Source organism: Desulfitobacterium dichloroeliminans LMG P-21439, assembly GCF_000243135.2.
Classification (GTDB): domain Bacteria; phylum Bacillota; class Desulfitobacteriia; order Desulfitobacteriales; family Desulfitobacteriaceae; genus Desulfitobacterium; species Desulfitobacterium dichloroeliminans.
Genome location: NC_019903.1, coordinates 1,535,079 through 1,548,480, shown reverse-complemented (window position 1 = coordinate 1,548,480; position 13,402 = coordinate 1,535,079). Strand labels below are relative to the sequence as shown.

At 42.8% G+C, this 13,402-nt stretch carries 15 protein-coding genes; 6 read left to right on the top strand and 9 right to left on the bottom strand.

The genetic code is table 11. From position 1 onward, the window contains the following. Positions 1–8: 8 nt before the first annotated feature. The 7 genes from DESDI_RS07340 to DESDI_RS17865 all read right to left on the bottom strand — a co-directional run bounded on the left by DESDI_RS07340 (position 9) and on the right by DESDI_RS17865 (position 3,209). Positions 9–434, bottom strand: coding sequence for a NapC/NirT family cytochrome c (locus tag DESDI_RS07340; RefSeq protein ID WP_015262004.1), 426 nt, complete (start codon positions 432–434; stop codon positions 9–11). Positions 435–663: 229 nt separating this feature from the next. Further along, complete coding sequence (locus DESDI_RS17870; RefSeq protein WP_156801126.1) at positions 664–846, bottom strand: hypothetical protein; 183 nt, start codon at positions 844–846, stop codon at positions 664–666. Between the two features lie 169 nt (positions 847–1,015). Further along, positions 1,016–1,186, bottom strand: a complete 171-nt coding sequence (locus tag DESDI_RS18055) for a hypothetical protein (protein ID WP_015262002.1) — start codon at positions 1,184–1,186, stop codon at positions 1,016–1,018. After that, on the bottom strand, positions 1,179–1,382 hold the full coding sequence (locus DESDI_RS18050) for a DUF362 domain-containing protein (protein ID WP_015262001.1): 204 nt from the start codon (positions 1,380–1,382) through the stop codon (positions 1,179–1,181). Before DESDI_RS18050 ends, DESDI_RS18055 begins: the two co-directional genes overlap by 8 nt. Before the next feature lie 185 nt (positions 1,383–1,567). After that, positions 1,568–2,410 (bottom strand): pirin family protein, encoded by an 843-nt coding sequence (locus DESDI_RS07325; protein WP_015262000.1) that lies wholly within the window; start codon positions 2,408–2,410, stop codon positions 1,568–1,570. An 86-nt stretch (positions 2,411–2,496) separates the two neighbouring features. Next, a complete protein-coding gene (locus tag DESDI_RS07320; RefSeq protein WP_015261999.1) occupies positions 2,497–2,922 on the bottom strand; it encodes a MarR family winged helix-turn-helix transcriptional regulator in 426 nt (141 codons plus the stop codon). Between the two features lie 137 nt (positions 2,923–3,059). Then, positions 3,060–3,209 carry a hypothetical protein gene (locus tag DESDI_RS17865; protein WP_015261998.1) on the bottom strand — a complete coding sequence of 50 codons (150 nt, stop codon included), beginning with the start codon at positions 3,207–3,209 and terminating at the stop codon, positions 3,060–3,062. Between the two features lie 225 nt (positions 3,210–3,434). On the opposite strand from DESDI_RS17865, the gene DESDI_RS07315 reads away from it, so the two are divergent. The 3 genes from DESDI_RS07315 (at position 3,435) to DESDI_RS07305 (ending at position 5,732) form a co-directional block, all read left to right on the top strand. Further along, on the top strand, positions 3,435–4,196 hold the full coding sequence (locus DESDI_RS07315; protein ID WP_015261997.1) for an SDR family NAD(P)-dependent oxidoreductase: 762 nt from the start codon (positions 3,435–3,437) through the stop codon (positions 4,194–4,196). A gap of 327 nt (positions 4,197–4,523) precedes the next feature. Beyond that, a complete protein-coding gene (locus DESDI_RS07310; protein ID WP_015261996.1) occupies positions 4,524–5,075 on the top strand; it encodes a hemerythrin domain-containing protein in 552 nt (183 codons plus the stop codon). Between the two features lie 285 nt (positions 5,076–5,360). Continuing rightward, complete coding sequence (locus DESDI_RS07305; protein WP_015261995.1) at positions 5,361–5,732, top strand: YegP family protein; 372 nt, start codon at positions 5,361–5,363, stop codon at positions 5,730–5,732. 96 nt (positions 5,733–5,828) lie between these two features. On the opposite strand, the gene DESDI_RS07300 is transcribed toward DESDI_RS07305, so the two are convergent. Continuing rightward, complete coding sequence (locus tag DESDI_RS07300; RefSeq protein WP_015261994.1) at positions 5,829–8,915, bottom strand: EAL domain-containing protein; 3,087 nt, start codon at positions 8,913–8,915, stop codon at positions 5,829–5,831. A 688-nt stretch (positions 8,916–9,603) separates the two neighbouring features. Here DESDI_RS07300 and DESDI_RS07295 point away from each other — a divergent pair. Genes DESDI_RS07295 through DESDI_RS07285 form a run of 3 tightly spaced genes read left to right on the top strand, consistent with a single transcriptional unit; the run spans position 9,604 to position 12,312 of the window. After that, positions 9,604–10,587, top strand: a complete 984-nt coding sequence (locus DESDI_RS07295; protein ID WP_015261993.1) for an ABC transporter substrate-binding protein — start codon at positions 9,604–9,606, stop codon at positions 10,585–10,587. 35 nt (positions 10,588–10,622) lie between these two features. Then, positions 10,623–11,522: an ABC transporter permease gene (locus DESDI_RS07290; protein WP_015261992.1), complete on the top strand. Its 900-nt coding sequence runs from the start codon at positions 10,623–10,625 to the stop codon at positions 11,520–11,522. Continuing rightward, positions 11,515–12,312: an ABC transporter ATP-binding protein gene (locus tag DESDI_RS07285; protein WP_015261991.1), complete on the top strand. Its 798-nt coding sequence runs from the start codon at positions 11,515–11,517 to the stop codon at positions 12,310–12,312. Before DESDI_RS07290 ends, DESDI_RS07285 begins: the two co-directional genes overlap by 8 nt. 295 nt (positions 12,313–12,607) lie before the next feature. Here the strand turns inward: DESDI_RS07285 and DESDI_RS07280 are convergent, their stop codons facing one another. Then, the gene (locus DESDI_RS07280; protein WP_015261990.1) at positions 12,608–13,345 is read right to left on the bottom strand and encodes a Crp/Fnr family transcriptional regulator; all 738 of its coding nucleotides are present in this window, start codon (positions 13,343–13,345) and stop codon (positions 12,608–12,610) included. Positions 13,346–13,402: the final 57 nt, after the last annotated feature.

The following is a 13,402-nucleotide window of genomic DNA, read 5'->3' as shown; positions in this document are numbered from 1 at the left end:
ACCTCCTTTTAATTTAGATGGGGAGTATCGCGATGACAGTCAAAACAGAACCTTCCTCCATCCCTTTTGGTATCGCCTACCATATGAAGAAGATCACCGTGACACCGTAAACAATTTTCTTGAATAATGTCTTGACCAAGTGGACTTACCTCAATTGTGTAGGGATCTTTATCCCTAAGCACCCCAATAAAGTCCTTCGTCCCTGTGTAGGCCTTGTTTATCGCTCCGGGAACCAAGCTGTGAGGCACGTGGCAATCGCCACACTTCGTTCCTAGGCGATGAGCTGAATGCAAATAGGTTTCAACTTGTTCTTCCATGACATGGCAACTGCCACAGAAGACCGGTCCATCCAGGCCTAAAGCTGGGTGCTTTGTAAGTAACAGCAAACCAAAACTTAAAGAAAGAATCGCGACAATAAGTACAAGCTTTTTCATTGCATACTCACATCCCTCCACACCATACTATTTTTGTTAAGGCTAAAGGCTATATGAAATTGTCGAAATATTGATATTTATTATTGTAGATTCTCCAAATAGTTCATATTTCCTCTTATTATTTCTAATAATGATTACTTCTTTTAAAAATTCTCTTATAATAATAAAAAAATAAAAACCCTCGTAAATAAGGGTTTTTATTACATAAAACATTTAAGTTATTCACAATTTAGCGGTAATTGTAAACTAAGCCATCCTCACTAACAAGAGGATTGTCCCGACCCTCTAACATAAAAGCCTCGGCCGAAGAAGTCGTCCACGTAATCGATAACCGAATCAGATAGATATTCTTCAAATGTGGACGTATAAACAACCCTAATTCCTTGGGATTCAACCATGATATCGTTTTCATTCTTTAGCTCATCCAGAGCTAATTTAAAATTGGGGCCGCCTCAGCCATAGCCACCCATGGAAATCCTCAGGTACTTCATTCCCAAGTCGTCTTGTCCTGTCATCAAACTTTCAAGCATCTCTGCTGCTCTTTCAGTTACTTTTATCATCATTTTCACCTCTTCGTTTTATTATTCTTTCAATCGCTTCCTCAGGTCCGCTATTTCTTCTTCTAATTCTTCTCGTTGATTGACCATTTCGGGTTTGACAGAATGAGCCGGCCAACGGGAGCGAAGATCGTCTAACTCCTTCTGTAGCCTCAGGAGGTTATGCTCATGCATTCTTCGCTGATTATCATCCATAGCCAATATCTCTTCTCTCATCCTCTCGGAAAGTGATTGCCCCCTGCATACATACTTCCACACATTCCTCACATTCTATACATTGTTCAGGATTGACATTTGCCATATGCGCGACCATTTGAATTGCGTCTTGTGGACAGGCGCGAACACAGCGTTGACAGCCAAGGCATAGCTTTTCTAAGATATACGCCGACATCCAAACTCCGCCTCCTCTTACACTTTTCCGCCATTTATCTTATCGTTTGTAGCTTGGATTTTACCCCCCTGGGGTATAGGGAATTTATCTCTAATATACTGCTAACTAAATACAACGTCAAGATGTATTAAAAAAAAATCCCTCAGAACCTTGGTTCTAAGGGATTCCTAGTCGTATTCTAGTCTTTATTTGATAAATGTTTTTTCTTCTAGCTCTTTAAAGGCCAGATTGAGTTCTTCTTTTGTGTTCATGACGATGGGGCCACCCCAGGCAATCGGTTCGCGGAGGTGTTTAGCTGTGAGAAGCAAGAAGCGGATTCCGCTATCCCCTGCCTTAACCCAGAATCTGCGCCCTTCGCTGAACAAGACAGCCTGCTTTTCGAGTATGTTTGTCTCACTGTCTGGTTCAAACTTACCTGCACCTTGAACGATGTAGATAAAAAGTGTCCAATCCTCTTCACTATCCAAATACCATTCACTATTTGGCAGGACCTCTACATCAAGATAGGTTGCTTGCACATGCTTCCCTGCAAAGGCGCCAGGGGTTCCCTGATAATCTCCGGCGATGACATGGACTTTATTGCCGTTTTTCTCGAGGACAGGGATATCTTTGCTTTTTATATCCCCATATTGCGGTGGAGTCATTTTATCTTTGGCGGGCAGATTTAGCCAGAGTTGTGCTCCCAGCATCCGTTCTGCCGGCTTAGGCATTTCTTGATGAATGATCCCGGATCCCGCAGTCATCCATTGACAATCTCCATCTCTGATGACTCCCTTATTGCCAAGGCTGTCACTGTGCTCCATTTCACCTTGAATCAGGTAGGTTATGGTTTCAATCCCTCGATGGGGGTGCCAGGGGAATCCTTTAATGTAATCGTCTGAGTTACTTGAGTCGAAAGCATCTAACATCAGAAACGGATCATAATCTTTCGTGTCACGATTTCCAATCACACGAACGAGCTTCACCCCAGCTCCATCTACAGCCTGTACACCTTTAGTAATCTTTTGCACTGTTCTTAATTCACTCATTCTGTCCATCCCTTTCTTTTTCTAATTCATCTTATAGATGCCTGTTTCATCATCGCATATTAATCCCCGTCTTATGGTTATTCTTATTACTTGATTTTTCTAAGCAACCGAATAAGTTGTTCCTTCTCATTCTCGGTATAAACTGAGAAGCATTTCTTCAGATCCTGTAGATGCTTTGGAAAGGTTGTTGCTATTTTTTCTCTTCCCTTTTCAGTGATTGCAATCAAAAATGACCGCTTATCCGAGGGATTCGCATGGCGTTGGACCAGGTTCTCTTTTTCAAGATTGTTGATGATCACAGTCATGTTTCCACTTGTCGAAAGTACGCTCTCAATGATTTGATGAATCGTCATATCTCCTTTGTGGTACAAGGCTTCCAACACGGCGAACTGAGCTAAAGTCATATCGCTTTCCTTGAAAATAACCGCTGATCGCCTGTGCACTGCCTGTGTCGACCTGCTTAAAGCAATAAGAAGAGCTAAATCCGGTTTATCCTCTGTTTTATATAGCATGATCCATCCTCCTGGGAAAATTATATCACTAATTAGTGATATACACAAGGGTGAGATCTCTTCACAATAAAAAACGGGTAATTCTAAGACGTCTGTTGTCGAAGAATTACCCTTCTTATTTAAATTCAATGGCCGGTTTAATAATTTTCGCACACTTCCTTATAAAGCTCTTGGAGGTTTGAAATTTCTTTTCTGAGGTTTTCTTCTTCATACGCATTCCCTGAAGATAACTCGCTCATCTTTTCTTGTTTGCATTTTAAAACATATGCTACTGCTAACGATTCCATATCCATTCCTCCCTGATTATAAAGTTTATTCAGTCAATTCTTAAAATTATCATAACATAGTTTTTAAATATATTGAAGATATAATTTGTTAATTCAGACTAATTTTAATAGTTCTTTTTATTACAAAGTCGTTGTCTTTTGCACTGTTTTAGGGCATACTATAAATAAAGAGATTAGAAATGAAACGACGTTTCACAATTATTATATTTAGGAGGAGCAATATATATGTTTAATTTAAAAGGTCGCGTCGCTGTCATTACCGGAGCATCAAGCGGATTAGGTACCCAAATGGCCCATGGTTTGGCTGAACAAGGTGCTAATCTTGTCTTACTTGCTCGCCGTGAAGATAAATTGCTTAAAGTCGCCACAGAAATCGAAAGCAAATATGGGGTTACAGTCCATCCTGTTGTTTGCGATGTAACTCAATTAGATTCTGTTAAAGGTGCTGTTCAAGCTACTTTAGACAAGTTTGGTAAAGTCGATATTCTTGTTAATAATGCAGGAGTCGGAACGATGGTCCCTGCTGAAAAAATGGAAGATGAAGAATGGGAATACAACCTCTCCATCGACCTCACCGGTGTCTTCCGCACCGCTCGGGAATTTGGTAAAGTGATGCTCGAAGCAGGCTATGGACGCATTATCAACATATCGTCTATGTATGGAATGGTCGGTAATTCCGCTGCCCCAGCTTCTGCATACCATGCAGCTAAGGGCGGTGTTGTTAATCTTACCCGTGCTTTAGCAGCTGAATGGGCTACTCGCGGTGTGACAGTTAATTGTATTTGCCCAGGTTATTTTGCAACTGAACTAACCACCGATACTCTGAAAACAGCAGAATTCACTACTTATATGGAGCGAACTGTCCCACTTCAACGTTATGGAAACGTCGGTGAATTGAATTCAGCCGCCTGTTTCTTAGCGGCCGATGAATCCTCATATGTAACGGGGGTAATCTTACCCATTGATGGCGGCTATACCTGCGTTTAACACTGAGGCTTTCCCAAATGTTGCTAGTTCCTAAATGAATATATCCAAACAAGTAAGCCAAGCCTCACATCGGATTAGTTATCCGTGTGAGGCTTCTGCTTTTCTCCTAATTCAGTGGGTCGTTCTCCTTTATACGAGATGGCCTGCACTTTCTGGGAACAGGAACTGGTTGATTGAATAATTGTCTGACACCAACAACGGAAATTGATGTTAGAATAATAGATAGCCTGTATGGTATAATTATGTATCGACCGACTATTGTGAAATAACATTTAAGGAAGCCTAGCGAGCGATGAAACCAAACCAAATAACAAGGAGGCTAAACAAATGATGTATGCCAGTGAAGATTTAAGGGACGAACACAAAGGTATTCTCTTCGGACTTGAAATTCTGGAGCAAATGGTCAACACGTTCAAGCTGTCAGGCACGGTAGACACCAAGGATATTGATGAAATGGTTCATTTCCTACGTTTGTTTGCCGACAAGTGTCACCATGGAAAAGAAGAAGGTCTGATGTTCCCGGCCATGGAGAAGGTCGGCATACCTAACGAAAGAGGACCGATCGGACAGATGCTAGTAGAGCACAATCAAGGCAGACAGTATATTGCCGAAATGGGAAAATCCACCGAAAACAGCTCATCCCTTGGGAACTTATTTACAGAAGCAGCGACAGGCTACATCAATTTGATGCGCGCGCACATCGAAAAGGAAAACTCCGTGCTATTTCCCATGGGGGATCAGAAAATACCGATGGACGTGCAAACGCAACTACTTGTTCAGTTTGAAGAGTTTGAAGAAGAGGTCATGGGCGAAGGAACCCATGAGAAATTACATGAAACTCTTCATAAGTTCGAAGAAAAATATCTAAAGTTAAAATAAGTGATTATAGGAAATCGCATTTTAATAATAAAATCTAAAAAGAGCGGCGTTTTTGCATGATGCAAAAACGCCGCTCTCTTTCTCAAATTTACCCTTCGGCCTCTTCATCCTTGTAATCAATCCTCAAACCGACCACACTATCGTTATAGCTCACTCCGCCCTCATGAATATGATTATACTACAAAAAGACAGAAAATTTTCTCCTTTCCGATGAATATAATATACCCTTTTGTAATTCTGTGTTAAAATAGTGAAGAAACCAGAATTTTAGAAGGGGGTTTACCTATGGCTAAATTTGTTGTTAAGAAGACATCTACTGGATTTAAGTTCGACTTAAAAGCAGGTAATGGAGAGACAATTGCAACTTCCGAGGTATATTCCACCGAAAAATCCTGTTTAAATGGTGTTGAAAGTGTAAAAGTTAACGCACCCATTGCTAATTATGAGGACTTAACTGAGGAACCTGTCAAACCCGCTGTGAACCCTAAGTTTGAAATGTATGAAGATAAGGCAGGCGAGTTTCGTTTTCGTCTCAAGGCAAGAAACGGTGAAATTATTGCTACATCCGAAGGATATAAAGCGAAAGCTAGTTGCCTAAATGGAATTGAGAGCGTCCGTAAAAATGCACCTGTTGCAACCATGGAATCTGTTTTATAAGGTAATTCTAATAATACCCATCTGAAATACATAGCAAGATAACAAAAGCACTCTGACGAATCAGGGTGCTTTTGTGGCATTCTCTTGAGAAGTCCTTCATTCAGAATCGACAAGGCTTTTCGAGACTAAAATTTCTTCAATCTCTTCAGCCGGCATCGGCCTGTAGTAATAATAGCCTTGCACCTCGTCACACAACAATTGACTTAGGAAATCAAGCTGGATCTTTGTTTCGACACCCTCGGCGATAACCTTGACCTTCATACTCTTGGCAAGGTTTATGATCACCTTGACGATGGCTTGGTCCTTTTCACTTCCCTCAATACCATGCACAAATTGCATATCCATTTTTATACGGTCGATAGGCAAAACCTTCAAACGACTTAAGGAGGAATATTCCGTACCAAAATCATCGATGGACAAAGTGAGTCCAAGTGCCTTCAAGCTCGCTAGTATAGAAACAATATTATCGACATTATTGCTCGCAGCGCTTTCGGTAATTTCCAGTTCTAAATCTTTTGGGGCTAAGCCCGTCTTCTTCAAAATTGCTTCGACCTGCTGCACAAAATTTGGGTTACCCAACTGAACTACGGATACATTAACAGCCATCCGCAGTCCGGAAAATCCTTTTTCCTGCCAAAGCTTATTTTGCCGACAGGCCGTTTCCAAAACCCATTCACCGATTGGATTAATCAGCCTCGTTTGTTCTGCTATTGGAATAAATAGACCAGGGCTTATGATCCCTCGCTCGGGAAGCGACCATCTAAGCAGCGCTTCAAAGCCCACAATAGATTTTGTTGTCATGTCAACTAGAGGCTGGTAATAAACTACAAGCTGTTCTCTTTCGAGGGCTCGGTGCAGATGATTCGTCAGCACTAATTGTTCTTCAACCTGATCTTTTATAGCTTGGGTACACATTAAATATTGGTTTTTGCCTAGCCCTTTGGCATGGTGCATAGCGGTATCAGCGTTCTTAATCAGTGTCTCAGAATCCTCTCCATCCTCTGGATACAGAGCACAGCCTACACTGATAGTCACATAAAATTCTTGACCCCGTATATTGAGCGGCTTGCTAATTGCAGTCATAAGCCCATCCATGATTTTTTCCACATCATCTTGACCGGATATCTCATTGAGGATAATCACAAATTCATCTCCACCGAAACGAGAAACTGCATCACAATAACGGATGCTATCCGATATTGTTTGGGCGACTTCATAAAGAACCGTATCGCCAAGATCATGGCCCATGGTATCATTGATTGCTTTAAACGAGTCAATATCTAGGAAAACAACAGCTAGGGTTTTCCTAGTTATACTTGCTTGTTTGATTACCTCATCTAAGTGTTCCTTAAATGAAATGCGGTTGGGTAGCCGAGTAAGTTGATCATGATAGGCAAGAAATTTATTTCTATTCTCAACCTTAATCTTCAGCAGCATATCTGAAACAACATTGGCAACAATCTCCATAAAATCACTGGAATCCAAATTCCATTCCCTTAAGGGCCTTGAGGAATTAAAGCCCATGATTCCTATGATCTTTCCCTTTTCTCTTACGGGTAAATTGACCATACCTCGAATATTTTGCTCCGCAAGCAGCTTTTTAAACTTTCCGGCTATGGGTGGTAATAGATTCGCATCAGGAAGCTTCATTACCCCTTCTGATTCGAACTGCTCAAACAACTTCCGATGTATATCTGAACTTAAATTTTCAAAATCCTTCAGAAACGATCTTGTTCCATCTGCCAACCACTCACAAGAATAGTGTAATTTCCCCTTATCTTGTTCAAATACAATGATATAGGCCCGCTCAGACTTAATAAAAATACTGCATTTTTCTAATAGATTATGGAGTATTTCATCCTTATTCCACTCTTCGGCAGAGATAAAATCTCGCGAAATCTCCGCTAACAGGGTCTGTTTTTCGTCATAAGTAAAATTCTCTTTAAGCTTCGCAACATAGATGGAGTTTACAAAAACAGTCAGAATAGCCGAAAGCCCTATTAAACCAAGCCTTACACTATAATCCGCAACATTCACTTCCACCAATACACGGGGAGATATCGCCCAAACCAGTACTTGGGTCATCAAAGATGACATGGTAATCGTGATCAACAGGATTCGCCTATTATAGATTAAGCAAAGAATAAATAACAAAAATACAAAAGCCCATATGGTAATACTTCCATACTGGACAAATCTTAAAGTCATATAAGGAATAATAATCGAATAGACAATGGCCATTGACATTTCTTTCAGTAAACTGTTGATTCTGAGCTCGTTAATCAAAAGGATTATAATCGCTACAAAGATCAAAAATACACTAAACTTATCAATGTCAGGCAAACCCGTTTCTTGGTATAGCAACTTTTGACTGATGATATTCAGAATACTCCCGATCGCAAAGCCAAAGCTCATAACCCGGTACACATTGCTATGGGCATGATCAGTGCGAAATGCCGCACTTTGGGTGGCAGGTTTGCGACTCAATGGTCCGTATTTCATGACAGAATAAGCGATCGCTCCGATAGGTATGAGAGAAAAAATAGTTGAAAGACGAGGAATTGTAATATCCAAATACCCGAAGACAACATCTGACAGCGTTCCAAGTGTATAGGCAATAATATAGCAGATTGCCAACCAAGTCACTTGAGTCCGTTTGCTTTTATCTGGGGAGGTTATTCTCGTTGAAAGCAACAGAATCAGATTTGTAATTGTGAAGCTTATGTAATAGGCATAAAAAAGATAATCCCATACATCATAATTGACCACCGGAACCCATCCGTATAAGGTATGAATGAAATCGTCGGGGTAAAGACCCATGGCCGGAAGTATCGTAAAGGCATAAATCATCACCAGCCCCGGCAAATAGAGTGCTGGATAGATCCACCATTTCTTTAAGAGCTTTTCTTGCTCAGTTAGCAAGAGGGTAAAATGCAAGAGCAGGCCCGACATGGGCCCCCAGCCAAAAGGAGCAACCAAATAGCCGATCATACAAATCTCTTTATTATTCGCTGCCGCAGTAATTGCTAGGCCTAAAGACCAAACTAATAGAGCACAGCACATAATCATCAATAACCTATTGATCGCCGTTTTAAAGATTCCATTTGTGGCGTATAAGCCATAAACAAATGATATTCCGCCAATTGCAATGAGGAGCATTCCCCAAAATGTTGAATAATCCATATTTAACCTCGTCAAAATATCCATAGTTTCACGAATATAAAACATCCCTTGCATATGTTTTATATTTTTTGCCTATATTTTCAAGGCTCTGAAAAATATCTATGCTTACTAATTTAGCCTCTTTATCTATATGTCGACATTTTCCCCAAAATACTTAGCGCTTTCGCATCTGATTACTCTTTCTCATAACCGATATTGGTCAATCCAGGGCAACAAGCTCTAAAAAAAATCTTGACAAGAATTTTCCACCGTGCTAATGTAGTGAAAACTGTTGAAGTAGAAATTAAACCGTTAAGCGCACTTACAGAGAGCTGAGAGGGCTGGGAACTCAGCAGAAAGCGGTACGGCAAATGGACTACTGAGGGCGCAGGGAACGAAAGCCTTTGCTTTCTAGTATAGTGCGACGCAGGCCAGCGTTATCAGGCAGGGGTGTGTTGGCACTCTGGAAGAGTGGGGTAATATTTTTATATTACCAAGCAAGGTGGCACCGCAGGCTTAAGCCTGTCCTTGATTCGGATTATCCTTTTTAGGATGATCCCGATCAAGGACAGGCTTTTATTATTTTTTAAGCCTTTGCTTCTCATAAAAACCAACATATAGGAAACTAGCTTTTGGCGGAGTTTTAACTCCATAAGAAGGGTAGTTGACTTATCCACTCCGTGGCGAAAAGTGAAAGGAAGGGAAAGAAATGAAAAAAACACTTATCGGGTTCCTAATCTCTATTCTTCTCCTCGCAGCTGTAGGTTGCAGTTCGGAAACAACTCCCCAAAGCAAGGCTTCATCAGATGCTATCCAGGTTGGCTTAGTTCAGCTCGCCGACAACGGAGCTTTTACGGACATGCGCGAAGGTTTTACCAATAAGATGCGCGAGCTCGGTTATTCAGAAGAGGGAATGGTGATTGACTACAAAAACGCTAACGGGGACACCGCTACCCTTAATTCCATCATGCAAACGATGGTCGAGGAAAAGAAGGACATGATTGTGACCATCGGCACACCGGCAACCCAAGCCATCGTCAATATGGACAGCGGTATCCCTGTCTTCTACATCTCGGTTTCCAACCCGGTAGGCGCCAAGATCATTACCGATATGAACACTCCGGATAAAAATGCCACCGGCACCTCCAACGCCATCCCCGTCAGTGAAATGTTCAAACTTGCGGACCAGCTGACTCCCAACCGCCAGACCTATGGCTTGATCTATAATACCGGCGAAATCAATGCGGTGACAACGATTGAAAACGCCAAAAACTACCTGGATTCAGTGGGATTAAACTATAAAGAGGTCATCATTACCTCCTCTTCGGAAGTACAGCAGGCTGCGGAATCCTTAGTTAATCAAGTCGATGCCTTTTTCATTCCCAATGATAGTATGGTTCAAAGCGCCATGCCTCAGGTAGCTGAAATCGCCAAAAATGCTAAAATTCCAGTCTATGGCAGCTCAGCCGTAATGGTTCAATCCGGTGCCTTCGCTACGGTCAGTATCGACGACATTACGATTGGCGCCATCACCGCCGAAATGGCGGAAAAGCACTTGAAGGGTACCCCTATCGACCAGATTCCATCCCTAGTCGTCACAGATTTTACCACCGTCATTAACAAGTCCACCGCGCATGCCCTTGGGCTTACTCTTCCCCAAAACGTACTAGATAGCGCTAAAATAATCGACTAACCCCCCCACCTTTCAATCGCGCAGGAGGTAAGAATATGACTTTACTGATCGGTTCCCTTCAGCTCGGCTTCATCTACGGCATGCTGGCACTGGGCATCTATATTTCCTTCCGCATCCTGAATATCCCCGATCTAACTGCTGATGGGAGTTTTACTCTCGGCCTCGCTGTCTCGGCTGTCCTGACCTTGGCCGGGCATCCTTTTCTCGGTATCTTACTAGCTATCGTGGCCGGAGCCGCGGCGGGAACTGTGACGGGACTCCTGCAAACCAAGTTGGAGATCCACCCCATCCTCGCCGGCATTATCACCATGAGCTGCCTTTACAGTATCAACCTTTATATTCTCGGCAGCCGTTCCAATCTATCCTTAATCGGCAGCGACAGCTTGTTTACGCAAATAGCTTGGTTGCCGGTCAGCAAAGAAATCCTCAAGACCCTTGTCCCCCTTATTTTTTGTGTTCTCTGTGCCTTGATTCTTATCTGGTTTTTTAAGACCCACCTGGGCCTCTGCATCCGTGCCACCGGCAATAACGAGGATATGGTCAGGGCTTCCTCAATCAATGTGGATGCTATGAAAATTCTTGCTGTGGCTATTTCCAACGCCTGTATCGGCTTAGCCGGTGCGGTGCTCGCCCAGTATCAGGGCTATGCCGACATCAGCTCCGGGATTGGCATTATGGTGGTCGGTCTGGCTTCGGCCATCATCGGGGAGGCGATTTTTGGCCGTCGTTCATTGGCTATTGGGCTAATCTCCGCTATATTCGGTTCCCTTATTTACCGTTTCATCATCGCGGCCGCTCTGAAGTCGAGCATCTTTCCTGCCTACATGCTCAGGGTCGTTTCGGCGGTGATTGTCATCATTGCCCTAGCCCTACCTGTGCTCAAAAAGCATCTTGATCTCCACAACATGAGAAAGAAGGTGGAACTGGATGCTTGAAATTAGCAATGCCACCAAAATCTTCTTAGCAGGCACACCCAATGAGCATGTGGCCTTAGACAGAGTCAGCCTCTCTCTGGCAAAAGGTGAATTCATCACTCTCATCGGTTCTAACGGGGCCGGTAAATCCACCCTGTTTAATGCCATCGGCGGTACATTTTGGCTCAATCGCGGTAAAATTCTTCTCCAAGGGGACAACATCACCTATCTGGCTGAACACAAGCGTGCCGCCAGGATTGGGCGGCTCTTTCAAGATCCTCTGAAAGGTTCGGCACCGGATATGACCATTGAGGAAAACCTAGCCCTTGCCTATAACCGCCGCAGCAGAAACGGCCTGCGTCTGGGTGTTCATCCCAAGGATGTGAAGGTTTTCCGTGAAAAAATCGCCCAACTGGACATGGGACTTGAGGATCGCCTTAAGACCAAGGTCGGACTGCTTTCGGGCGGTCAAAGACAGGCCCTCTCCCTGCTCATGTCCACCATTGCCAAACCATCGCTGTTACTCCTTGATGAACATACCGCGGCCTTAGATCCTGCCGCTGCTCAAAAGATTATGGAGATTACCAAAGACATCGTCAGTCAGGATCAGATCACCACCATGATGATCACTCACAATATTCAAACCGCCCTCAAAACCGGAACCCGCACAATCATGTTGGATCAGGGAAAAATCCTTCTGGATATCTCGGGCAAGGAGCGGGAAGATATGACGGTTCCCCGCTTATTGGAGCTCTTTTCTCAACAAAGCCAAAACGCTTTGGATGATGATCGCATGCTTTTGAGTACCTAAAAGATGTTTTCCCCAATGTGTATAAAATTTTCTCTTACAAGGCATACTAGAGGTAATTCTGGACTACACCAGTTCAATAATGCCTAGGAGGTATGCAAAATGGGAGAAAAAAGTCCGAAGAATGTTGAAAAGCAGAAGAAACAAAGTCCGCAAATCACAATCAATCCTATCCCTTAATTATCACGTCCACTATTGATATACCAAAGGAGCACGCAAATATATTATTTAACGTGCTCCTTTGGTATTTTTATTATTTCTATCTTTCCCAGTAGATAATCTATAGAATCGCCTGTCACTATACTAGGAGCAGTTTATCTAAATCAAGAACTTCTATCTTCCGATGGGGCTTCTGTCTGATATATCCTGCGTCTTCAAATTCCGTTAATTTCCTACTGATTGTTTCCGGCGTTGTGCCTAGGAAGGAAGCCAAGTCCCTTTTACTCATCGGTAGCACAAACTCCATGGACGAATCCTCCTTATGGATACACTCGGCCAAGAAAAGGGCAAGTCTAGTTTCCACCTTCTCAGTCGAAACCCTTGTGGTTTGCTTCTCCGACTTTTCCAGCCTGCTAGAGAACTCAGCTAGCATTTTCAAAGAAATTGAAGGGTAGTTCATAAGGAATTGCTGCAAATTCGTGCGAGTTATCAAGCAGACCTCTGTGTTTTCCACTGCTTCAGCATAGGACTCATGAATAGACTCACTGAACAATGCCAGTTCACCTGTAAAATCCCCTGGGCCCAGAAAACGCACCAATTGTTCCTTTCCTGATTCAGATAAACGATAGATTCTGATTCTTCCAGTTCTGACAATATAGAGTGAATCCGATTGATCCCCGGCTCGATAAACAATCTCGCCCTTTTTGTAGGAAGCTGAATGAACCGCTTCCGTGATTTCAGCCATCTGCTCATCCTCAAGATGATTAAATATCGGTACTAGGGAGACACAGGATGTGTGTCCCTCACATTGACACCCATGATTACCTCCATGATTACCTCCATGATCACACCCATGACCGCATTCACGTTCGCTCATTTGAACTTTCCTTTCCCTGCGTTATGCCAATTTTCGTTCATCTCATTAGAATCACGA

Excerpts from the sequence above, each read along its gene's own strand:
- DESDI_RS07340 (WP_015262004.1), bottom strand. The coding sequence starts at position 434 with ATGAAAAAGCTTGTACTTATTGTCGCGATTCTTTCTTTAAGTTTTGGT.
- DESDI_RS17870 (WP_156801126.1), bottom strand. The coding sequence starts at position 846 with ATGAAAACGATATCATGGTTGAATCCCAAGGAATTAGGGTTGTTTATA.
- DESDI_RS18055 (WP_015262002.1), bottom strand. The coding sequence starts at position 1,186 with ATGGATGATAATCAGCGAAGAATGCATGAGCATAACCTCCTGAGGCTA.
- DESDI_RS18050 (WP_015262001.1), bottom strand. The coding sequence starts at position 1,382 with ATGTCGGCGTATATCTTAGAAAAGCTATGCCTTGGCTGTCAACGCTGT.
- DESDI_RS07325 (WP_015262000.1), bottom strand. The coding sequence starts at position 2,410 with ATGAGTGAATTAAGAACAGTGCAAAAGATTACTAAAGGTGTACAGGCT.
- DESDI_RS07320 (WP_015261999.1), bottom strand. The coding sequence starts at position 2,922 with ATGCTATATAAAACAGAGGATAAACCGGATTTAGCTCTTCTTATTGCT.
- DESDI_RS17865 (WP_015261998.1), bottom strand. The coding sequence starts at position 3,209 with ATGGAATCGTTAGCAGTAGCATATGTTTTAAAATGCAAACAAGAAAAG.
- DESDI_RS07315 (WP_015261997.1), top strand. The coding sequence starts at position 3,435 with ATGTTTAATTTAAAAGGTCGCGTCGCTGTCATTACCGGAGCATCAAGC.
- DESDI_RS07310 (WP_015261996.1), top strand. The coding sequence starts at position 4,524 with ATGATGTATGCCAGTGAAGATTTAAGGGACGAACACAAAGGTATTCTC.
- DESDI_RS07305 (WP_015261995.1), top strand. The coding sequence starts at position 5,361 with ATGGCTAAATTTGTTGTTAAGAAGACATCTACTGGATTTAAGTTCGAC.
- DESDI_RS07300 (WP_015261994.1), bottom strand. The coding sequence starts at position 8,915 with ATGGATTATTCAACATTTTGGGGAATGCTCCTCATTGCAATTGGCGGA.
- DESDI_RS07295 (WP_015261993.1), top strand. The coding sequence starts at position 9,604 with ATGAAAAAAACACTTATCGGGTTCCTAATCTCTATTCTTCTCCTCGCA.
- DESDI_RS07290 (WP_015261992.1), top strand. The coding sequence starts at position 10,623 with ATGACTTTACTGATCGGTTCCCTTCAGCTCGGCTTCATCTACGGCATG.
- DESDI_RS07285 (WP_015261991.1), top strand. The coding sequence starts at position 11,515 with ATGCTTGAAATTAGCAATGCCACCAAAATCTTCTTAGCAGGCACACCC.
- DESDI_RS07280 (WP_015261990.1), bottom strand. The coding sequence starts at position 13,345 with ATGAGCGAACGTGAATGCGGTCATGGGTGTGATCATGGAGGTAATCAT.